Annotated in this window: 15 protein-coding genes and 1 pseudogene; 8 read left to right on the plus strand and 8 right to left on the minus strand. The window is 65.5% G+C overall.

What is annotated here, in order from left to right; all coding sequences use genetic code 11:
• The 3 genes and pseudogenes from I5M_RS34470 to I5M_RS23135 form a co-directional block, all read right to left on the minus strand.
• Nucleotides 1–1,157, minus strand: a 1,157-nt coding sequence (locus tag I5M_RS34470; protein WP_376738695.1) for an SDR family NAD(P)-dependent oxidoreductase, incomplete at its 3' end; no start/stop codon positions are given.
• A pseudogene (locus tag I5M_RS30485) lies at nucleotides 1,150–2,537 on the minus strand (class I adenylate-forming enzyme family protein). The gene I5M_RS34470 and the pseudogene I5M_RS30485, both read right to left, overlap by 8 nt.
• The gene (locus I5M_RS23135; protein WP_031337363.1) at nucleotides 2,524–2,769 is read right to left on the minus strand and encodes a phosphopantetheine-binding protein; all 246 of its coding nucleotides are present in this window, start codon (nucleotides 2,767–2,769) and stop codon (nucleotides 2,524–2,526) included. The pseudogene I5M_RS30485 and the gene I5M_RS23135 overlap by 14 nt, the downstream one beginning before the upstream one ends.
• Before the next feature lie 102 nt (nucleotides 2,770–2,871).
• Here I5M_RS23135 and I5M_RS23140 point away from each other — a divergent pair, with 102 nt between their 5' ends.
• Together I5M_RS23140 and I5M_RS23145 are read left to right on the plus strand one after the other, a co-directional pair.
• On the plus strand, nucleotides 2,872–3,759 hold the full coding sequence (locus I5M_RS23140; RefSeq protein WP_022723567.1) for a hypothetical protein: 888 nt from the start codon (nucleotides 2,872–2,874) through the stop codon (nucleotides 3,757–3,759).
• Between the two features lie 33 nt (nucleotides 3,760–3,792).
• Nucleotides 3,793–5,472 (plus strand): thiamine pyrophosphate-binding protein, encoded by a 1,680-nt coding sequence (locus I5M_RS23145; RefSeq protein WP_022723568.1) that lies wholly within the window; start codon nucleotides 3,793–3,795, stop codon nucleotides 5,470–5,472.
• 292 nt (nucleotides 5,473–5,764) lie between these two features.
• Here I5M_RS23145 and I5M_RS23150 read toward each other — a convergent pair whose 3' ends face one another.
• Both I5M_RS23150 and I5M_RS23155 read right to left on the minus strand, forming a co-directional pair.
• Nucleotides 5,765–6,697 carry a branched-chain amino acid aminotransferase gene (locus I5M_RS23150; protein WP_022723569.1) on the minus strand — a complete coding sequence of 311 codons (933 nt, stop codon included), beginning with the start codon at nucleotides 6,695–6,697 and terminating at the stop codon, nucleotides 5,765–5,767.
• Nucleotides 6,697–8,493: a long-chain-acyl-CoA synthetase gene (locus tag I5M_RS23155; RefSeq protein ID WP_022723570.1), complete on the minus strand. Its 1,797-nt coding sequence runs from the start codon at nucleotides 8,491–8,493 to the stop codon at nucleotides 6,697–6,699. The genes I5M_RS23150 and I5M_RS23155 overlap by 1 nt, the downstream gene beginning before the upstream one ends.
• 300 nt (nucleotides 8,494–8,793) lie before the next feature.
• Here I5M_RS23155 and I5M_RS23160 point away from each other — a divergent pair, with 300 nt between their 5' ends.
• On the plus strand, nucleotides 8,794–10,098 hold the full coding sequence (locus tag I5M_RS23160; protein WP_022723571.1) for an O-acetylhomoserine aminocarboxypropyltransferase/cysteine synthase family protein: 1,305 nt from the start codon (nucleotides 8,794–8,796) through the stop codon (nucleotides 10,096–10,098).
• A 9-nt stretch (nucleotides 10,099–10,107) separates the two neighbouring features.
• A complete protein-coding gene (locus I5M_RS23165; protein WP_022723572.1) occupies nucleotides 10,108–11,097 on the plus strand; it encodes a homoserine O-succinyltransferase in 990 nt (329 codons plus the stop codon).
• A gap of 218 nt (nucleotides 11,098–11,315) precedes the next feature.
• Here the strand turns inward: I5M_RS23165 and I5M_RS23170 are convergent, their stop codons facing one another.
• Nucleotides 11,316–12,668 (minus strand): lipopolysaccharide biosynthesis protein, encoded by a 1,353-nt coding sequence (locus I5M_RS23170; protein WP_031337367.1) that lies wholly within the window; start codon nucleotides 12,666–12,668, stop codon nucleotides 11,316–11,318.
• Between the two features lie 153 nt (nucleotides 12,669–12,821).
• Here I5M_RS23170 and I5M_RS23175 point away from each other — a divergent pair, with 153 nt between their 5' ends.
• Entirely contained in the window at nucleotides 12,822–13,292 is a 471-nt protein-coding gene (locus I5M_RS23175) for a hypothetical protein (protein ID WP_244432077.1), read from the plus strand.
• Here the strand turns inward: I5M_RS23175 and I5M_RS23180 are convergent.
• Nucleotides 13,237–14,805 carry a hypothetical protein gene (locus I5M_RS23180; protein WP_022723575.1) on the minus strand — a complete coding sequence of 523 codons (1,569 nt, stop codon included), beginning with the start codon at nucleotides 14,803–14,805 and terminating at the stop codon, nucleotides 13,237–13,239. The two genes, I5M_RS23175 and I5M_RS23180, sit on opposite strands and share 56 nt — an antisense overlap.
• A complete protein-coding gene (locus I5M_RS23185) occupies nucleotides 14,802–16,016 on the minus strand; it encodes a glycosyltransferase family 4 protein (protein ID WP_022723576.1) in 1,215 nt (404 codons plus the stop codon). Before I5M_RS23185 ends, I5M_RS23180 begins: the two co-directional genes overlap by 4 nt.
• A 406-nt stretch (nucleotides 16,017–16,422) precedes the next feature.
• Here I5M_RS23185 and I5M_RS23190 point away from each other — a divergent pair, with 406 nt between their 5' ends.
• From I5M_RS23190 to I5M_RS23200, 3 genes are all read left to right on the plus strand, one after another.
• Nucleotides 16,423–18,474, plus strand: a complete 2,052-nt coding sequence (locus I5M_RS23190) for a GumC family protein (RefSeq protein WP_148287949.1) — start codon at nucleotides 16,423–16,425, stop codon at nucleotides 18,472–18,474.
• A 77-nt stretch (nucleotides 18,475–18,551) separates the two neighbouring features.
• Nucleotides 18,552–19,829 (plus strand): O-antigen ligase, encoded by a 1,278-nt coding sequence (locus tag I5M_RS23195; RefSeq protein ID WP_022723578.1) that lies wholly within the window; start codon nucleotides 18,552–18,554, stop codon nucleotides 19,827–19,829.
• Nucleotides 19,826–20,848 (plus strand): glycoside hydrolase family 5 protein, encoded by a 1,023-nt coding sequence (locus I5M_RS23200; protein ID WP_022723579.1) that lies wholly within the window; start codon nucleotides 19,826–19,828, stop codon nucleotides 20,846–20,848. Before I5M_RS23195 ends, I5M_RS23200 begins: the two co-directional genes overlap by 4 nt.

A 20,848-nucleotide genomic window follows, 5' to 3' on the forward strand; every position in this document is an offset into this window, starting at 1 on the left:
TCGAACTTGACCAGAGACTGGCGACGCATCTGCGTCATGGCGGGCTCTCCCTTCCAGGCGATTGTTGTTGTGTTCCGTATATCGATCAATTCATTGGCCATGGCAACAAAGCCCGCCACCGGCACCGTCTCGGCGCGCCGCGCCGGATCGATGCCGGCCGCGGCTGCGAGCCGCGCCGGATCGACGCCGAGCGATTTCAGGCTCTGCCGCAGCATCTTCCTGCGCTGCCCGAACGCCGCCGCGGCGACCTGTTCGAGCGCGCTGCGATCACACGCCAACGGATTTGCGCGCGGCACGAGCCGTACCACTGACGAGGTCACCTTCGGCGGCGGCACGAAGGCCGACGGTGCGATGTCGAACAGCATCTGCGTCTCGGCGCGCCAGTTCGACAGCACCGCCAGCCGGCCGTAGGCATCGTCGTCCTCGCGCGCGACGATCCGCTGCGCCACCTCGCGTTGAAACATCAGCACCATGGCGTCGTACCAGGGCGGCCATGGTTCAGTGCACAGCCAGCCGATGAGCAGCGGCGTGGCGATATTGTAGGCACTGCGGTTCGCGATCTTGTCGCGGCCTTCGCCGGCGAGGCCCGAGGTCAGTTCGGTGTCGATGAAGCCCGGCGCGATGGCGTTGACGGTGATGTTGAGCCGGCCGACCTCGCGCGCCAGCGAGCGGGTGAAGCCGAGCGCCGCCGCCTTGGTGGCGCCGTAGACCGACAGGCCGTTGTAACCGGTCGAGCCGATGATCGACGACATGTTGATGACCCGGCCGCCGCCGTCCGCCATCATCTGGCGAACGATGTACTTGGTCAGTACGATCGGCGACGTCACGTTGATGCGCAGCAGCGTTTCGATCTGGCTGTTGTGCATTGTCGCCAGCACGCCCTCGGTGCCGATGCCGGCGTTGTTGACCAGCCCCCAGATCGAGCCGAACTGCTTGCGCAGCGATTTGGCGAAGTCGGCGAGGCCGTCGATGTCGCCGAGATCGAATGCGGCGAAGTCGATCGCGCCGGCGTCGTCCTGTGCAGCCTCGGCCGCGCGTTTGAGTTCGTCGCTCTCGCGCCGCGCCACCGCGACGACGCCGTAGCCCGAGGCTGCGAGGCGCCGGGCGATGGCGAGGCCGATGCCGCGGCTACCGCCGGTGACGATGACTTTACGCATGACGCGCCAGCTTCCCGGAGGCGGTGACGTCCAGCTTATCGACGAAGTTGATCATCACCGGCAGCTTGTGCGGCGGCAGCGAGCGCTTGCAATCCGCCATGATGGCTTCGCGGATCTCGCCAGTGCGGCCGGCGTCTGACACGCTGGCGAGCATCACGTCCGCCACCACCAGCGCGCCGGTGATCGGGCTCTTGCGAGCGCGGATGCGCGACATCCGAACCGACGGATGCCGGTTGATCACCGCTTCGACTTCCTCGGGATGCACCTTGAGGCCGCCGACATTGATGATGCCGTCGCGGCGGCCGACGAAGTAGTAACGATCGTCGCGCAGCTCGACCATGTCGCCGGTGTCGACGAAGCCGTCGGCATCGGTCAGCGCCGGCGCGGCGGCGCCGATATAGGTGTGCGCCGCGCGGCTCGATTTGATGCGCAGCGAGCCGTCCACGACTTTCATCTCGACGCCGTTCGGCGATTTGCCGATCAGGCTGGCGGGAAAGCCCTCGCGGCCGTCGTTGACGGCGAATCCGACGCCGGCCTCGGTCGACGCATAGGCGTGGCCGATCGAGGCATGTGGAAACGCCTTGCGCAGGCTGTCGAGCACGGCCTGGTCGGCGATCTCGCCGGACAGCCGTACGTAGTTCGGGCGGAATTGATTGATCGCCGCGCTCATCAGCGCCTTGCGCCAATGCGACGGTGTGCCGGAAATATGCGTGACGCCGCGCGCGGCGAGCCGCGCCAGATGGTCGGCGATGGCTTCGCCCGGAGACGACAGCACCATGGAGGCGCCGCCCAGCACGGCACGCAGAAATATCTGCAGGCCGCCATAGCGGCGAATATCGTAGAACGTCGCCCAGGTCGGTGGCGCCGCAGCGCTATCTGTCGGATTATCGCCGACGATGGCGCCGGTCAGCGCTGCCAGCGTGTGGGCGACGATCTTCGGCCGGCCGGTGGTGCCGGAGGTCAGCATCAACCAGTTGGTCGTGCAGGTCGGCTCGACCGGCGTCGCCGGCTGCAGCGGCAGCGCGGCGGTGACGATCAACGGCACGCCGAATTTCCTGCAACGCGCCGGATCGTCGGTGACGATGGCGTCGATGCCGGCATCGGCGATCAGCGACGGCGCGTGCTTGATGTCGAGGTCGGGCGGGCACAGCAGCATCTGCCGGGGCGACGCGTCGATCTCGATCATCGCCGCGCCGGTGATCAGCTGCGTCGCCATCGACAGCAGCACCGAGCGGCCGGCGAGGTCCGGTAGCCGTTCGCCGAGCACGGTTCCGTGACAAGCTCGGCAATCGCAACTGATTGCGTCGCGTCCGATAGCGTGCGGTCGCTCAGGCCGCCGCCGAGATAGTCGCGGAGCGCGACGATCTCACGCGGGGACATTCTCGTACGCCTTGATGAAATCACCGAGGGTGACGGGGAACACGGCGTCGTCCGATGCGGTGAACGGATCGGTGCCGAGCTGATCTTCCAGCCGCGCGACCAGGATGGCGAAGCACAACGAGTCGAAACCGGATTCGTGGAGTACGAGGTCGTCAGTCAGCGCTGGCAGCTTGCGATTTTGCTCGGCTGCGATCTCCTGCATCATCGTGGTGATTGTTAACCGTACAGACATCGTTGTTTCGCCTTCCTGCTCGATCCGTGAGACAACATATGGCGCAAAGATGAATTGAATCTATGCGCTTACCGGTGTTTTCAGGCCAGTTGGTAAACGTCGATGAACGCCTCCAAGGTGACGCCGAAGGTGAGATGTCGCGCGATCGCGGAAGCCGATATCGCGGCCGTCGCGGAGCTGCTGTGCCGTGGCTTTCACGGGCGCTCGCGCGACTACTGGTTGCGCGGCCTCGCACGGCAAGGTGAGCGCGATATTCCCGAGGGCTATCCGCGCTACGGCTATCTGCTCGAAAGCGAACAGGCGCTGGTCGGCGTCCTGCTGTTGCTCTATGCCGAGCATGTCGAGGACGGCGAAGCGTTCCTGCGCTGCAATGTGTCGAGCTGGTACGTCGAGCCGGAATTTCGCAACTACGCGACGCTGCTGACCAGCATGGCGCAGAAGAACAAGCACGTCACTTACGTCAACATTTCGCCGGCGGCCAACACCTGGCCGATCATCGAGGCGCAAGGCTTCAAGCGCTATTGCAGCGGCATGTACTTCGCGCTGCCGTGGCTGTCGCGCAGCGCGGCGCCGGCGCGGGTCGAACGCGTCACCGCCGCGACGTCGGAGATCGCGGGGCTGCCCACCGCCGATCTAGACCTGCTGAAGAGCCACGCCGACTACGGCTGCCTGTCGCTGGTGTGCCGGATCGGCGATCAGGTCGAGCCGTTCATCTTCGTACCCAAGCGGGTGAGGCACGGCCGCTTCCCGTTCCCGGCCATGCAGCTGGTCTATAGCCGCGACATCGGCTCGTTCGTGCGCTGTGCCGGCGCACTCGGCCGGGCCCTGCTGCGCCGGGCGATGCCGATGGTGATCGTCGATTCCAACGGCCCGATCGATGGTCTGGTCGGTTTCTACAGCGCCAGCCGCGGCCGCAAGTACTTCAAGGGCCCGCATCCGCCGCGGCTGGCCGATCTCACCGAGACAGAACTCGTGCTCTACGGGCCGTAGTCACACCACAAGCAACAATCAACGAGGAAGCGCATGCACAAGCCGCTGACGAGCCGCACCGCCGCGCAGGCACTGGTCGATCAACTGGTGATCAACGGGGTCGAGCACGTGTTCTGCGTTCCCGGTGAGAGCTTTCTGCCGGTGCTCGATGCGCTCAAGGCGTCGCCGATCACCGTCACGGTGTGCCGCCACGAAGGCGGTGCCGCGATGATGGCCGAGGCGATCGGCAAGGCGACCGGCAAGCCGGGCATCTGCTTCGTCACCCGTGGCCCCGGCGCCACTAACGCATCGGCCGGCATTCATGTGGCGCGGCAGGATTCGACGCCGCTGATCATGTTCGTCGGTCAGGTCGAGCGCAGCGTGCGTGAACGTGAAGCGTTCCAGGAACTCGATTATCGCGCCGTGTTCGGCAGCATGACCAAGTGGACCACCGAGCTGGACGACGCCGACCGCGTCACCGAGATGGTGTCGCGCGCGTTTTTCACTGCGACCTCGGGCCGACCCGGCCCGGTGGTGATCGCGCTGCCGAAGGACGTGCTGAGCGAGCGTAGCAGCGCGGTGAATGCGCCGGCGTTCACGCAGGTCGAGACCTCGCCGGGCGCAGAAGAGATGACCGAACTCGCCGCGTTGCTGGCGGCGGCGGAGCGGCCGCTGCTCGTGCTCGGCGGCAGTCGCTGGAATCCCGCGGCACGTGAACAGATTGAAGAGTTTGCGACGCGGACGGGCCTACCGATCGCGACATCCTATCGCCGCGGCACAATGTTTGATCCGCTGCATCCCTGCTACGCCGGCGATCTCGGCCTCGGTCCCAACCCCAAGCTCGTCGCGCGCTTCAAGTCGGCCGATTTGATCGTGATGATCGGCGGCCGGCTCGGCGAGATCCCATCGCAGGGATACAAGCTGCTCGACAGTCCGGCGCCGCAGGTCAAGTTCGTCCATGTGCATCCGGGCGCCGAGGAACTCGGCCGCGTCTATCGCCCCGAATTGGCGATCCATGCCTCACCGATCCGCTTCATTGCCGCTTTGTCGAAGCTCGACATCGCGCCGAGCGCGGAGTGGCGCGCCGCTGCCGAGGCCGCGCATGCCGAGTATCTGGCCTGGACCGAAACGGCGACGCCGCAGCCCGGCGACGTCAATCTCGGGGAGGTGATGACCTGGCTGCGCGACAACGCGCCGGCCGACACCATCCTGTGCAACGGCGCCGGCAACTACGCGTCGTGGATCCACCGCTTCTATAGGTTCCGCAATTACATGACCCACATCGCCCCGACCTCGGCGTCGATGGGCTACGGCATGCCGGCCGCGATCGCGATGCAGCGGCTGCATCCGGAGCGTCTGGTGCTGTCGGTCAACGGCGACGGCGACTTCCTGATGAGCGGCCAGGAATTCGCGATCGCCGTGCAGTACAAGCTCCCGATCGTCGTGGCGATCGCCGACAACGGCATGTACGGCACCATTCGGATGCACCAGGAGCGCGAATTCCCCGGCCGCGTCTCGGCGACCGAACTGCACAACCCCGACTTTGCCGCGTATGCGCGTGCGTTCGGCGGCTTCGGTGCGACGGTGGAAAAGACGGCAGATTTCGCGGAGGCCTTTGCCGCGGCGCGCGCGTCGGGGATGCCGTCCATCATCCACCTCAAGATCGACCCCGACGCCATCCTGCCCGGCGCGACGCTGTCGGGCATCAAGAAGGCGGCGCTGGAGAAGGCGTGAGCTGATGGCGCCGTGAAGGCTTCAGGCACGCTGCCTCTGCCACGTCATTCCGGGGCGCTCGCGTAGCGAGCGAACCCGGAATCCAGAAGTTGTGTTGCCCCGACGTGCGCAACAGATCGAGATTCCGGGTTCGCGCCTGCGGCGCGCCCCGGAATGACGGTGTGTGTAGCTTTAGCGAACAGATAGCCTCGTCATTGCGAGGAGCGAAGCGACGAAGCAATCCAGCTCAGTGCACTGAGCTGGATTGCTTCGCTACGCTCGCAATGACGGGGTAAGGGCGTGGCTCGCCACCTCAACTATGCGCGAATTCCCAATACAGCTTTCGCGCCTTCGTATAGATCGGCCCCGGCTGCAGCGTGCGGCTGTCGATGCGGGTGATCGGTTGGACCTTGGCGAAGTTGCCGCTGGCGAAGATTTCGTCGGCGGTGGCGAAGTCTTCGTAGCGCAGCGCGGCTTCGACGACATCGACGCCGTCGCTGCGCAGTAGCGCGATGACGCGCTGGCGGGTGACGCCGTTGAGGAAAGTCCCGTTCGCCGCCGGTGTGTAGACGACGCCGTCGCGCGCCATGAAGATGTTGGAGTTTCCGAGCTCGGCGATCAGGTCGGTCTGGTCGCGCATCAGGCAATTGGCGAAGCCGCGGCTTTGCGCCTCGATCATCGCGCGCGAATTGTTCGGGTAGAGGCAGCCGGCCTTGGCGTCGACCACGGCGCAATCCGCGCCCGGCTTGCGAAACGGCGACAGCGTGATCGAGAGTCCGGTCGGCTTCGGCATCGGCGCTTCATAGATGCACAGGCACCAGTTCGTCGTCTCGGGATCGAACAGCACGCCGCCGCCGGCGCCGTTCTGCGCCCAGTACATCGGCCGGATGTAGAGTTCGGCATTGCGGTCGAAGCGCTTCAACCCGTCGGCGATCAGCTCCTGCCACATCGCGGCGTCGAGCAGCGGCTTGAGCTTGAAGTTGGTCGCCGACCAGTTGACCCGCGCGATATGCTTGTCGAGATCGGGCGTAACGCCCTCGAAAGCGCGGGCGCCGTCGAACACCATCGAGCCGAGCCAGGCCGCGTGGGTGCGCGGGCCCATGATCGGCACGTTGCCGTCGTGCCATCGGCCCTCGAAGAAGGTCCAGGTCTGCGAATAGCTGACCGGCGCAGGCGCCGGAACGCGGCTGCGCGCCGTCGGCGCATCGTCGGCCAAAGCGGGAGCATCGAGCACGTGCTGGGACATCAGACTCTCACCTCTGCGTTGGCGATGCGATCGTAAAGTTCGGCGTCGAGCGCCGCATAGCGGCCGACGGCGGCGTCGGCGACGTACAAGGGTTCGGTGATGCGGCGCGGATCGAAGCCCTCGCGCACGAGATCCTGCTTGGCCTGCTTGAACGTGCCGGTGAGATCGAGCGCTACGCGGATGCGGATGAACAGCGGCCGTGCGTAGGCCGGCAGCGCTGCCGCGATATGCTGATACAACGCATCGAGATCGAAATCGTCCGCCACCACGATCGCCGCCATGCCGGCGCGGCCGTCCTGATGCGGCACCTCGACGCCGTAGACGCTGGCGTCGATCACGCCAGGCGCCGAACCGATCACTTCGGTGACTTCGCTCGCCGCGACGTTCTCGCCCTTCCAGCGATAGGTGTCGCCGATGCGATCGACGAAACGGAAGAAACCCTTCGTATCAAGGATCATCAGGTCGCCGGTGCGGAACCAGGCGTCACCCTTGGCAAACACGTCGCGCAGCACCTTCTTGTCGCTCTCGGCATCGCTGGTGTAGCCCTCGAACCGGCCGCCGCCGCGCTCGGCTTCGCCGATGCGCCCGATGGCTTCGCCTGCCTCGCCGCGCGCGCAGCGGATGCACAGACCGTCGTCGCCGCGCAGCGGCAGGCCGCTGTCCTGATCGAATTTGACGATCGCGGCGGGAAAACGATGCGCCAGAAAGGACGGGATACGTCCAATCGCACCGGGCTCGCCCTCGACATTGTACAGCGAGAAATTACCCTCGGTGGAGGCGTAGAACTCGAGGATGCGCGGAATAGCGAAACGCTGCTGGAAGGCTTCCCAGACGTCGCCGCGCAGGCCGTTGCCGCAGGCGAGGCGCAAGCGGTGCTGCGTCTCCAGCGCCGAGGTCGGCGCCTGGAGCAGATAGCGGCACAGCTCGCCGATATATTGGAACAGTGTGCAGTCGTGACGGACGATGTCGTCCCAGAACCGCCGCGCTGAAAATTTCTCGGCGATCACGACCGAGCCGCCGGCGAACAGCATGCTGCCGGTCGCCACCACGCCGCCGACGCTGTGATACAGCGGCAGGCAGTTGTACATGCGGTCGTCCGGCGTCGCGCCGGTGAGGCCGGCGAACCAGCCGGCCCAGCTCATCACCCGGCGATGACTGACCCGCGCCGCCTTGGGCAGGCCGGTGGTGCCGGAGGTGTAGATCAGCAGCGCGAGATCATCGACGCTAACTTTGCGTTCGTGTTCCGCGATCGGCGCGGAGGTGAGAGCCGCTTCAATCGACGACTCATCGTTGCTATCGCCGTGCAGCCACAGTCGCGGCGATGATTTCAGATGCGGCCGCGCGCCGTCGAACGCCGGCTTCAGCTCGGCCGAGACGATGATGTGTTTCGGCTGCGCGACGTCGAGGCAGTGCGCCAGTGCGGCGCCGACCAGATTGGTGTTGATCAGCGCGGCAACGCAGCCGACCTTGGTGATGCCGAGCCAGGCGGCCAGATAATCGGGCTGGTTGGGCATCAGCAGCGCGACCGTGTCGCCGGGGGCGATGCCCTGTGCCAGCGTCCAGGCCGCGTAGCGATTGATCCGCTCGGCGAATTGCCGATAGCTGAACGTGCCATGGTCGGACAGGACCGCCGCTGCGTCCGGCGTCATCTGTGCCCGCTCGGCGACGACGTCGGACAACAGTCGATGCGGCTCGGTGTCGATCCGCGCCGTCAGCTCGATCGCCTTCAGCCAGCTTTTCGCGACCGAGGGCCGCGCCGCTGTGCTGTCGGTGGCGGTTTTGAGCTGCATGTTCATCAACGAGGTCCCAACGGGTTCGTCGGCAATTTCAGCGCAACTGAAGTAAATGCCAAGTGCGTATCGCGGCGATCGGCGCGAAGCCGCACCGAATAAGCGTTCTCAAGGTAAACGAACGCGCAACCTGGAAAATTCGATTCAAATTGTAATCAATTGATCAGCGCAAATTAGGGTTAGTTTGTCGTCTTTCCGGAAATTTGTTGTCGATTAAACCTCTCGCCTCTAGCAAGGATGATGACCCGTCATTGCGTGCCGTTTGCACAGCGCGAGGCGACGGGATGTCGCGTGCGAGGTGAGCCGATGCGCAACGAAACGATTGCCATTCATGCCGGCTACGACCCAGATCCGACCACCAAGGCGGTCGCGGTGCCGATCTATCAGACGGCGGCATACGCGTTCGACAGCGCCGATCACGGCGCCGCGTTGTTCAATCTCGAGACCGAGGGCTATCGCTACTCTAGGATTTCAAATCCGACGACCGCGGTGCTCGAAAAGCGCATCGCCGATCTCGAGGGTGGCGTTGGTGCGCTGGCGGTCGCGACCGGCCAGTCGGCGCTGCATTTCTCCTTCGTCAACGTCGCCGATCACGGCGGCAACATCGTTTCGGTGCCGCAGCTCTACGGCACCACGCATACGCTCTTGTCCCACATCCTGCCGCGTCAGGGTATTCACGGCCGCTTCGCCGAGAACGACAGCGCCGAGGCGATCGAGAAGCTGATCGACGCCGATACCCGGGCGGTGTTCTGCGAAACCATCGGCAATCCGGCCGGCAATGTCTGCGATATCGAGGCAATCGCTGCGGTCGCGCATCGCCATGGGGTGCCGCTGATCGTCGACAACACGGTGGCGACGCCGATCCTGTTCAAGCCGATCGACTACGGCGCCGACATCGTCGTGCACTCGCTCACCAAATTCCTCGGCGGCCACGGCACGACGCTCGGCGGCGCCATCGTCGATAGCGGCCGGTTCGACTGGTCGAAGCACAAGCAGCGCTTCCCGGCGTTCAACGAGCCGGATCACTCTTATCACGGCATGGTCTATGCGGAGCGGTTCGGGCCGACCGCCTATATCGAGCGCGCCCGCAGCATCTATCAGCGTACCATGGGTGCGGTGCTGTCGCCGTTCAACGCCTTCCTGCTGCTGCAGGGCATCGAGACCGTGGCGCTGCGAATGGAGCGTCACGTCGACAACGCCCGCAAGGTCGCCGAATTCCTCAAGGACGATCCGCGCGTCGCCTGGGTCAACTACGCCGGCTTCCCGGATAGTCCGTACTATGCGTTGGTGCAGAAGTATCTGCGTGGGCGTGCGTCGTCGCTGTTCACCTTCGGCATCAAGGGCGGCATGGAAGCCGGCAAGAGCTTCTACGATTCGCTCAATCTCATCACCCGGCTGGTCAATATCGGCGACGCCAAGTCGCTGGCCTGCCATCCGGCTTCGACTACGCACCGCCAGATGACGGCCGAGCAGCAGCGCCACGCCGGCGTGCTGCCGGAGACGATCAGGCTGTCGATCGGCATCGAGCACATCGACGACATCATCGAGGATCTCGATCAGGCGCTGTCGCGCGCCACCGGCGCGCCGGCGCGCCTGCAGGCTGCGGAGTAGCTGCCGCGCATGACCCTGCTGTTCGACAAGTCCGGATCGATCGCCAGCCCCGAGCTGGCGCCGCTCGGCTTCGAGGACGGCGACGCGCGGGCCGGTGGTGATGCTCCGGTCATCGAGATCGGCCTGGTCAACAACATGTCGGACGCAGCGCTGCGCGCCACCGAGCGGCAGTTTGCCCGGCTGCTGGACGCCGGCTCGGGTGGCCGGCGCGTGCGGCTGCATTGCCTGGCGCTGCCGTCGATCGTCCGGTCGCCGGCTGCCCGCCATCGCATCGACAGTCTTTACACCGACATCGCCGACCTCGATCGCCTGAAGCTCGACGGGCTGATCGTCACAGGTGCCGAGCCGCGCACCGCCGATCTGCGCGACGAGCCGTATTGGCGCGACATGACGGCGCTGATCGATTGGGCCGAGTCCAACACGCGCTCGACGATCTGGTCGTGCCTCGCCGCACATGCCGTCGTGCTGCATCGGAGCGGCATCGCGCGGCGGCGGCTGCCTTACAAATGCTCCGGCGTTTATGAAGGTCTGCGGCTGAGCGACGACCCGCTGCTGAACGGTCTGTCGGACCGGGTGACGGTGCCGCATTCGCGCTACAACGATCTCGCCTGCGAGGATCTGACGCGGAGCGGCTATCAGGTGCTGACGAGCTCGGGCGCCGGCGTCGATATCTTCGTGCGCGAGGGCAACAGCCGCTTCGTGTTTCTGCAGGGCCACCCGGAGTACGACGCGACGACGCTGCAGCGCGAATATCTTCGCGATGTCGGCCGCTATCTGACCGGCGAGCAGGCCGAGTTTCCGGACGTGCCGCTGGACTATTTCTGCGCAGCTACCGAGCGCAACCTGATGACGTTCCGCGCCGCCGCGCAGGCGCGCCGGGCGCCGGAGATGATCGCGAAACTGCCGCGACTGTCGCTCCGTGCCGGCCTCGCCGCAGCGATCGAGTCCTCGGCTGCCGCACTGTTCGGCAACTGGGTCGCCGCGCTGGCGCGGGACTGATAACGCGGTCGGTAACGCTTCATTGCTTGATGCGGTTTGACCTCTCCAAAAGCACTGAATCCTCATCCTGAGGAGCCGCGGCATCGCCCGCAGGGCGAAGCCGTGGCGTCTCGAAGGATGATGCTACGGGCGTTCGTGGCGCATGGTTCGAGACGGCGCTTCGCGCCTCCTCACCATGAGGATGTGCGCGTTGCAGGCGCTTCAGCGATCGCCGCAGATTACTCCGCCGCTTGCGAGATGTCGCGGTGGCGGTGCCGGGCCAGCAGCCGGAGCACCGAGCCGTCGATTCCGGTCAGCGACTTGGCGTTGTTGCGCAGAAGCAGCGCCAGCGTCATGAACGACACCGTGGTGGCCGCCACTGCGCCGGCGACGCCGAACATCGGCACCAGCGCCAGGAAGCCGAGGGCGCGCATCAGCGCGGTGCCGCCGACGATGGCGAGATAGCGACCCTCGTGGCCGGTGAGCATCAGGATCGAACCCGACGGGCCGGCCGCCGCGACCGCCGCCGTTCCGGTCGTCAACAACGCAAGCGAGCCGAAATACGACACGTAGTCCGGATTGAACGCGTACAGGATCCAATGGCCGCCGCCGATCACCGCGGCAAGGCCGCCGCCGACGACAGCGAGCGTCACCAGGGCGACGGAGTCGAGCAGCTTGCCGAGTTCGCGATAACGCCGGTTGTAGTACAGATCCGGAATATGCCGGGTCGAGAAGATGTAAATCGCCGAGGTCGCGGTCGAGAACGCGTTGGCGATACGGGTGGTGACGAAATACGCACCAGCGATCGTCGGGCTCATCAGATAGCCGATCAGCACGACGTCGGCATATTGATTGGCCGCCTCGAGACTGGCCGACAGCCACAGCTTGCCGGACCGCACCGTCCAGGTGCGCAGATCGAACGTCGCGCGCGCTGTCGCGAAATGCGGGAACTGCTCGGATACCCGGCGCCGCATCAAAACCAGATGCAGGATCACCAGGCCGGCTGCCGCTGCCGCGAGCACCATGAAGAGGCCGGACAACGAGACGGCCGAGCCGGTCACCAGGCAGATCAACAGATAGACAATCGGACAGACCGCCATCAGCAGATAAGTGACGCCGTCGCCCAGCGTGACGCCGATGGCGCTGCGCGTAATATGCGACGAGATCAGCATCAGCGAGAACCAGCCGAGATACAGCGTCGCCGCCAGCGCCAGCACCACGTCGTGCTCGTTCGCGAACCAGACGAAGAACGGAATGCTCACCACCGTCACGCCGGTCAGGCTCGCGAACACGGTGAACAGCATCGCGCCCTTGAGCGTGCCGGCGTTGCCGGCCGCGCAGAATTCGCTCCAGGACCGGCTGATGAAGATCTGCTGGCCGACCGTGGCGATGACGCTGAGCAGACCGGCGGCGCTGTACAGGATCGAATAGGTGCCGAAATCGTGCTGGCTCATCGTCCGTGCCGCGATGGTGACGAGCGCGAGATTCAGCACGGCGACCATCACCCGCAGCACGAACGCACCGGACACGGTGCGCACCGCGAGGTCGTGGCGAAGGCCGATCAACTTGTCGATGGCAGGTGCGAACTTCACTTTCACTCAACCTTGCCCGGGCGATACTGCCGCGGCGTCATCGATTTCGCGGCATCGGTCCCGCCAGGAATTGATCTGCCGGCGCCATATCCTTCATGCGGAAGGGCCGTCGACAAACTACCCCCTTTCAACGTTGGATTGAGCGAGTTCGGCATGAGAATTGACGATGACGGTAAAGACGGTGGGCGAGGGTTGCGGGAGAATTCCGACAATTTGCTTAAATTCGTTAACCAGCTTGGATCTGGCGGAACAGTGACGGCCGAGGCTCCCATAGAGATCCGCCTTCGCACTGTGCTGCGCGTGGCGGCCTGGCTGTGCCTTGCGGGCATCGCCTTTGCCACGCTGGCGCCGATCGGCTGGCGGCCGACGACGTCGTTCTCGCCGTCGGTCGAGCGCTTCACCGCGTTCGCGCTGGCCGGCGCGCTGTTTGCGGCCGGATATCCGCGATATTTGTGGGCCTCTGCCATTCTCATCATCGGGGCTGCGGTCACCTTCGAATCGTTGCAGCTTCTCGAAGCCACCAGGCACGGGCGTGTGTTCGATGCTGCGGTCAAGATCGTCGGCGGCGTCAGCGGCCTGACCGCCGGCTGGGTGTTGGCGTGGCTGTTGCGACGATTGCGCTGACGGGCTTCGCCGGCTCCGGCGCCTGATCGTCCCGCCGCAGCAGCGCCAGTTTGGGCTGGATCGAGGTGCCGTCGATCAGTTCCAGGCGCCCGCATCGGTTCAGTGTGTGCAGCTTGCGCCCGGGCCACCGCGGTCCCGGGCCGATGCTGTGATGAACCGTCTGAGCGAATGTGCTGGGTGACAGCGCCGTCACTTCGGCGAGTCCGAGCGCGCCGCCATAAGCATTGGTGCAGTCCTGCACCGGCCGCCACAACCGACCGCCATTGTGCACGAAGTAACCGGCGGGGCGCGCGCTGGCGCGGTCGAGCAGCACCGGATTGCGTTCGTGCGGAGACCAGGGGCCGAACAGATCGGGCGCGTGATAAATCGACAGCGTGTCCGAATATCCACCGCCGCCGTCGCGGCTGGAACCGAACATGTAGGTGCGACCGTCGTGTTGAATGATGGTGGCATCGGCGAACTCGACGCCCGATAGTAACGTCGCGTGACGCTCCCAGCGATCCGGGAAGGAAACGCAGCGATAGATATTGACCTCGCATTGTGCGCTGCTCTCCGGGATCATCCACAGTTCGTCGTTGTGGACGATCAGGAACGGATAGGACAGGTGCCAGGGCTCCTCGAGCACCGGCACCACCGGGCCGATCGGGCCGCTCTCGCCGAATTCGATCGCCGAGATCGTGCCTTTGCCGACGCGGTGATCGAGGTCTTCGAAAAACACGAAGGTGCGGCCCTTCCAGGTCACCGGGAAGGGATCGGCGAAGAAGCGATGGCCGGGGCTCGGCAACGAATGCCAGTCGGGGCCAGATAAGTCGCCCGACGCCCAGATGCCGGCGTCGTCAGTGTAGCGCCAGCCGATGCGCCAATGCGGCGAGTAGCAGCACAGCCGGTAGATGCGCAGCGCGATAGACTTGGCAAGACCGCGGAGCACGAAACCGGCCGGCCAATCTGAAACCCCTTCGTTGGGTGTCAGCGGCGACAGCGCAGATGGCTGCGGGCCCGATCGAATGGCGGCGCGGAGCAGAGTGCCGGTGCGGAACATCACGCTGTCGAGCGCGCCGCCGAGGCCGTCGGCGACTTCGCTGGACGGTTGACCGGCGCGCAGAATGGCGCCGCTGATCTCGTCGCGGATCGCGATCTCGGGCAGACCGCCGGCCAGGATCGCCGCCAGCGCCGCATCCTCACCGGCGACGCCGTCGTACAACGGCCGCAGATAATGCAGAGCGGTAGGCGCGGCGGTGTGCGGAGCGGTCGTGAAATCGATGATGAGGTCGGCCGGCTCGGCATCGCCGCGCGGTGCCGCGAGCAGTCCGGCATCCCGGTCGGCGCCGTTGCGGCGGCCGCGGCGCAGCAGCAGGCGCTCTAGTTCGAGCAGCGCGTCAAGCCCAGCAGGCCGCTTCGCGTCCGTGTCGATCCAGACGAGCTGAACCTTGTGGCTCTCGGCTTCGAGCGAGGCGATCAGCTGCCTGATCCAGCGGCGCGGTCGCTGGTGATCGAGACGTAGCTCGACGATCATGCCCGGCTCCTCGTCGCATTGCGCCGGGCCTGCTCGATCAGTTCCACGTAGGCGTCGACCATCGCATCGACCGAGTAGCGTCCCTTGAGACTCTGCCCGCTGTGCCGGAGCTGTTCGGCCAGACGCGGCTCTTCGAGCACACGCGTGATCGCGCCGCTGAGCGCTGCCGTATCGGCGGCATCGACGAACAGCGCCGCGGGAGCTTCGCCTTCGGCCAGCACTTCGCGCAGCACCGGCAGATCGTTGGCGATCACCGGCACGCCCGCATGGGCGGCCTCGACGGCGGCAAGGCCGAAGGTCTCGGCCAGCGACGGAAACACGAAGACGTCGAGCGCGGCCAGAAAGCTCGCGACCTCGTCGGGCGAGATCTCGCCGATGAAGGTCACGCGATCGGCCACGCCGAGTTCGGTTGCGAGCTGGCGCAGCCGCGCTTCGTCGGGGCCCTGGCCGGCGAGCGCCAACGTCCAACTCGGATGATCGGGCAGCACGCGGATCGCGGCGTCGAGCTGCTTGAGGGGATGCAACCGCGCCGCGCAACCGAGCACGACGCGGCCGACCGCCAGGCCGAACAGCTGCCGTGCCTCGTCTTTGGTCAGCGTCGAGTGCTTCTGGTCGAAACCGTGCGGAACATGGCGCTGCCGCTTGCGATAGGACGCCGGGTAATTCGCCGTGTCGCGCAGCATCTCGTCGGAATTCACCGTGATGCAGTCGAACACGCCGAGACGGCCCATCAGCCGGTCGAGCGCGCGCAACCAGCCCGCCATGGTGGCCTTGGCCGAAACCTGATTGGCGATCACCGGCGCACGATGGGCCAGCCGCGCCACGGCGCCGCCGATCGTGTTGCCGTAATGCTGAAAGGTGAGAATGACGTCGGGCCGGGTGCGTCTGATGTCGCGGCCGAGCGTCAGCAAAAAGCGCGCGAAGCTGAGCGGATTGCCGGGCCGGCGCGACGCGGAATACACGGTGTTTGGCGGCTGATCGAACGAGCGCGAGGCGCGGAAGAAGAACAGGTTGTGGACGTCGTAGCCGCGCGCCGCGAGCCCGGCGCCGACCAGCCGCGAGATTTCCTGCGCCCCCGCGTTCTCCGCCTGGGTTTGAATCAACAGGACGCGCGTCGCCGGTGCCGCCGCGCGAGCGAGGCGGCGGCCGGATGCGTTCTGTGGCCGATCTGCCGCATCAGGGCCGGCCGATCGGATAGCCTCGACGTTCATTACAGACATCTCGCGAAACAGGAACTCGGGGCAGGGGGCCGATGCCGGGTTAACAAAAAGTGTAACGTTCGAGACTTCAGCTGGACAGTGCTGATCGCGACACTGACGCGAGTTCCGAGGGATGCGGTTAATCGACGTACTATCAATTCGTCGATCGAGGCTCCCCGCCGATATCAACCATCTATTAACCAACGATATCCGCGAAGTAACCCGCGATTAACTGTACATCTTTACGTTGCGGATATATCTCGCCAAGGGTCGGTGCGAGTTGGAGCGTTTGTAGGTGTCAGTTCTACCCACAGGCCGCGACAGGGCGTTTGTGACGCTGCGGGATGCGTCCGCTTCTTGGGGCAGCCCGAATGCCGTAGCCGCGCCGCGACCGACGCTAGAGGATCGGTTGTCGATCGTGCGCTGGGGCCGGTTCTTCCGCCGCAACGTCAAGCAGATCGCCTTGCTGGCCGCCCTCCTGTTCGGCCTCGGAATTCTGGCGCTGTGGCTGATCCCCGCCAACTATGCGGCGACGGCGCTGGTGCTGGTCGATCCGCGCGAGCAGCGCGTGACCACCGATCAGGAAGTGCTGCCCGGCATCGGCCAGGATGCCGCGGCGCTGCAGAGCCTGGTCGAGATCGCCAAGTCGGAAGGTTTTCTTCAGCCGCTGATCGAGAAGCTGAAGGTCGCCGACGACACCGAGGTTTCCGGCGGTGAGACCAATCCGGCGAAACTCCTGGAAAAGTTTCGCAAGCATCTCGACATCTCCCGCGTCGGCCTGACCTACGTCATTGCCATGACGTTCACCACCAAGGATGCGAAACGCGCCGCCTACTACGCGAACGCCATCGCCTCAGCCTTCGTCGCCAATCAGTCGAATACGCGCACGACCGCGACCGACGAGGCGGCTGACTGGCTCAGCAGCCGTCTGAAGAGCCTGAGTGACAAGCTGCGGACCTCCGAAGACGCCGTCGCAGCGTTCAGGACGAAGTACCGCATCATCGATGCCGGCAAGGAAAGCACGACGCGGCAGCTTCGTGTCACCGAGCTGACCCAGCAGGTGTCGGCAGCGCGGCTGCAGACCGAAGACGCGAGGAACCGCTACGATCAGGCGCAGCGCGACATGAAGGCGGACATCGACGGCTCGAACGGCTCCAAGTCCGAGCTGCTGACGACGCTGCGCGCGCGTCTCAATCAGCTCAACGATCAGATCGCGCAGCGCCGGGCAGTGCTGGGCGATCGGCACCCCGAGCTGGTGATCTCCTACAATCAGCTGGCCGAGCTCAAGCGCCAGATCGATGCCGAGCGCAAGCGCATCCTCGCCAACGCCAAGTCGGACTATGAGGCGCAGCTCGACAAGCAGAAGGCACTCGAGCAGCAGCTGAAGCAGCTCGAGGGCGAGATGCTGGTCGACGATCAGGCCGCGGTGAAGCTGCAGGAGCTGCGCCGCGACGCCGACGCCAACCGGTCGATCTACGAGCAGTTCCTGGCTCGCTACAACGCCACCAATCAGCAGCGTATGTTGCAGGTGGCGCAAACCAAGATCGCCTCGCTGGCGACGCCGCCCGCGCGATCGACGCGGCCGCCGCTTTCCTTGCTGCTCGCCGCACTGGCCATTTTCTCGGTCGCGCTCTCGACCGTGGCCGTCGCCAGCCGCAAATCGTCGTGGGTTGGCGTCGACGAGCCCGACGGAGACTTGCCCGCGAAGGCTGAACCCGTCCCGCCGCCGGTGGCCGCGGCTCCAACGCCCGCAGTCCCGCCGCCGGCCGCACCCGTGGCGCCCGCGCCCCGACCGTCAGCTTCCCCATCTGCGATCGCCCAAGTCCTCACGGGCGCGGCTCCGGTCGCCCCGGTTCCGGTTGCGCCGCAGTCGAGACCGCAACCGCAGCAGGCGGCCGCGAAGCCGGCACCGCCGCCGCCGGCCGACATGCGCAGCTCGGTCCTGCGCATCCTCGATGCGATCGGCGTCCAGAAGACGGGCCACGGCAAGGTCGTGTTGGTCACGTCCGTCGAAGCCGGCAGCCACAGTGGCAGCGCGGTGACCCAGGCGCTCAACGACGTCGCTGTCGAACGCGGGCTGCTCAGCGTCATCGTCGAGGTCGCGCCTGATTCGGATCCGGCTCAGGCTGCTCGCCGTGCCGGCCCGAGCCGCGGACGTTCCTTGCAGAGCAGCGCGCAGTCCATTGTCGAACTCATAAGCGCGCCGAGCGGAGCGGCCGGCCAGGGCGACATCCGCGAGGAGTTCGATCTGGTGCTGATCGACGCGTCGCTGCGCGACCAGCCGGACGCGGCGCAGATTGCGCGCTATACTGACTACAATCTCGTCGCCGTCGATGGAGCCGCCGGCGATTCCGGCGCGGTGCGTGATGCGCAGGCCAAGCTGTTGAAGTTCGGACGCGGACCGATCGCCGTCGTCAGCAACCGGGTGGAGCGGCGGGCGGACAGCCCGGCGATGCAATTCGCGAGCTGATGCGTCGCTGACAAGCCACGGGCAAGCCCGCCAGTAGGCCGCGCGGCGGCGAGGCGGCCGCAGAGACGGAACGGGATGTGACCTCCGCGGATGTAGCCAGCCTCGGCGAGCGAGGCCAGATCGAAGCGTGGGCCAGAACCATCACGCGATGGTCCGTCGCGCTGATCGTGTTCGTGTCGATGGGCGTCTTCAGCCCGGCTCTGGTGCCGGAGCAGCAGGCACAGCTTCAGCAGGTCGCCGCGCTCGGCCTCTGGATGCTGGTGATCGCCGCCAGCTTTCTGATCACGCCGGTCGTGCGTCTGGAACTGACGGCCGACGTCGTCGCTCTGGCGGCGTTTTACGGCTTCGCAATTTTGTCCGCCTGCTGGTCCGATCTCACAGCCCCGACTTTCATGAAGGCGGCCGCGCTGGCGATCACCACCTTCGCGGCCTATCGGTTGGCCACCCGTCTCGATATCGACGACATTCTCGGCGCCACGACGTTCGCGCTGTTCCTGCTGATCGCGAGCTCGATCTTCACGGCTCTGTTCATTCCCCGCATCGGCGTCGACGACAGCTGGATGCACAACGGCCAGTGGCAGGGCATCTTCGCGTCCAAGCAGGCGCTGGGCATCTTTGCGGCGCATCTGCTGCTGTTCGCCACCTACCGCAAGATCAACGGCGGCGGCTGGATCGAATTCGTCGTCGTGGCCGGAGCGGCGGCGGCCGCCGTTGTCGGAGCCGGATCGCGCGGCGGTGGTGCATTGGCGGTCGCGGCCTGCGTGGCGCTGTATCTGTGCGCCCGGTCGACGTTGCCGATGAAACTCATCGCGATCGGCCCGCTGCTGCTCAGCGCTTTCGCTTGCCTGATGATCCTGTACCTGTACAGCACCGGCTACGACTCGTTTCACGTCGGCAACACGACGGTCGATTTCACCGAGCGCAGCTTCATTTGGCAGTTCGCCATCAGCCACTTCAACGATGCCCCGCTGTTCGGCTACGGCCTCAACGGTTTCTGGACCATCAAGCAGTTTTACGATTATTTCGAGCAGAGCCACGGCTGGGTGCTCGATAATTTTCACAGCGGTTATCTGGCGATTTTGATCGAGACGGGTCTTATAGGCTTCGCGTTGTTCCTGACCGCCACGGTGCTGATCGTCACCCGAGCGCTGCTCGTCATCCGCCATCGAACCATGTTTCGTCAGCACTGCACGCTGGCGATCGTGTTCATCCTGCTCAGCTATCAGATCAACCTGACCGAGACGAACTTCCTGCGCTCGACGTCGTTTCTGTCGATCCTGCTGATCGTCGTACAGCTCACGCTCTGCGGTGCTCCGGCCACGACCGGACGGCCTGGCGAAGGGCGCTCATCGTGAGCATCGTCCGCGGCGCCCTGCGCAATTGGTCCATCCTGGCTGCGCTGACGCTGTTCGTGCTCGCCTCCTTCGCGTACAGCGACGCGTCGCGCGGTGATGAATTCGCCACGGCGTCGCGGATGGGGCGGGGCGTCAATATCCTCGGCTACGACGGCATCTGGGAGGGCGGCATCGACGCGCCGTTCCGGCTCGGCCATCTCGACATGATCAAGCGAGCGGGCTTCAGCCACGTCCGCATCAATCTGTTCGGCTTCAAGTTCATGGACGCCGCCGACCGGCTCCGCGACGACTATTTGCAGCGACTCGATCTCGTCGTCTTCAGCGTGATCTCGGCAGGGCTGATTCCGGTGATCGACGAGCACGACACCGACACCTGTCAGATCCACCTTGATGTCTGTAGCCGGAAACTGGCGGCGTTCTGGCAGCAGGTCGCGGCTCGCTACGCCGGTCAATTTCCCAGCCTGGTTTTCGAACTGCTCAACGAGCCGGGCGGCAACATGACGATCGCGCAGTGGAATAAGCTGCTGCGAGGCGTGTTGGCTATCGTGCGCGCCGGCAACCCGGACCGAACCGTCATCGTCGCCGCGCTCAACACGCCGGATGCGCCGATCGGAGAGCTGGACCTGCCGGACGACGACCGCCGGATCATCGTCACGTTCCATTACTACGAGCCGTTCCAATTCACCCATCAGGGCGCGCCGTGGAGCGACAAGCTCAAGGCGTTGCCGCCGCGCGCATGGGGCAGCGAAGCCGACAAAGCCAAAGTCACGGAGTATTTCGATCGCGTCCAGCAATGGTCGGCGCAGCAACGCCGGCCGATCTATCTGGGGGAATTCGGTGTTTACGAGGCTGCGCCGCAGGACAGCCGGCTGCGATGGCTGAGCTTCGTGGCGCGGACGGCGGAGAGCCACTCCTGGCCGTGGGCCTATTGGCAATTCGACCACGACTTCGCGCTGTTCGACACGCAGCGGCAGCGCTGGCACGCCGATATGCTGCGGGCGTTGATCCCGGCGCGCTAG

The sequence above is a fragment of the Rhodopseudomonas sp. B29 genome, from assembly GCF_000333455.1.
Lineage (GTDB): Bacteria > Pseudomonadota > Alphaproteobacteria > Rhizobiales > Xanthobacteraceae > Rhodopseudomonas.

Excerpts from the sequence above, each read along its gene's own strand:
- I5M_RS23175 (WP_244432077.1), top strand. The coding sequence starts at position 12,822 with ATGAGAATTGACGATGACGGTAAAGACGGTGGGCGAGGGTTGCGGGAG.
- I5M_RS23135 (WP_031337363.1), bottom strand. The coding sequence starts at position 2,769 with ATGTCTGTACGGTTAACAATCACCACGATGATGCAGGAGATCGCAGCC.
- I5M_RS23160 (WP_022723571.1), top strand. The coding sequence starts at position 8,794 with ATGCGCAACGAAACGATTGCCATTCATGCCGGCTACGACCCAGATCCG.
- I5M_RS23145 (WP_022723568.1), top strand. The coding sequence starts at position 3,793 with ATGCACAAGCCGCTGACGAGCCGCACCGCCGCGCAGGCACTGGTCGAT.
- I5M_RS23150 (WP_022723569.1), bottom strand. The coding sequence starts at position 6,697 with ATGTCCCAGCACGTGCTCGATGCTCCCGCTTTGGCCGACGATGCGCCG.
- I5M_RS23185 (WP_022723576.1), bottom strand. The coding sequence starts at position 16,016 with ATGAACGTCGAGGCTATCCGATCGGCCGGCCCTGATGCGGCAGATCGG.
- I5M_RS23155 (WP_022723570.1), bottom strand. The coding sequence starts at position 8,493 with ATGAACATGCAGCTCAAAACCGCCACCGACAGCACAGCGGCGCGGCCC.
- I5M_RS23140 (WP_022723567.1), top strand. The coding sequence starts at position 2,872 with ATGAACGCCTCCAAGGTGACGCCGAAGGTGAGATGTCGCGCGATCGCG.
- I5M_RS23165 (WP_022723572.1), top strand. The coding sequence starts at position 10,108 with ATGACCCTGCTGTTCGACAAGTCCGGATCGATCGCCAGCCCCGAGCTG.
- I5M_RS23180 (WP_022723575.1), bottom strand. The coding sequence starts at position 14,805 with ATGATCGTCGAGCTACGTCTCGATCACCAGCGACCGCGCCGCTGGATC.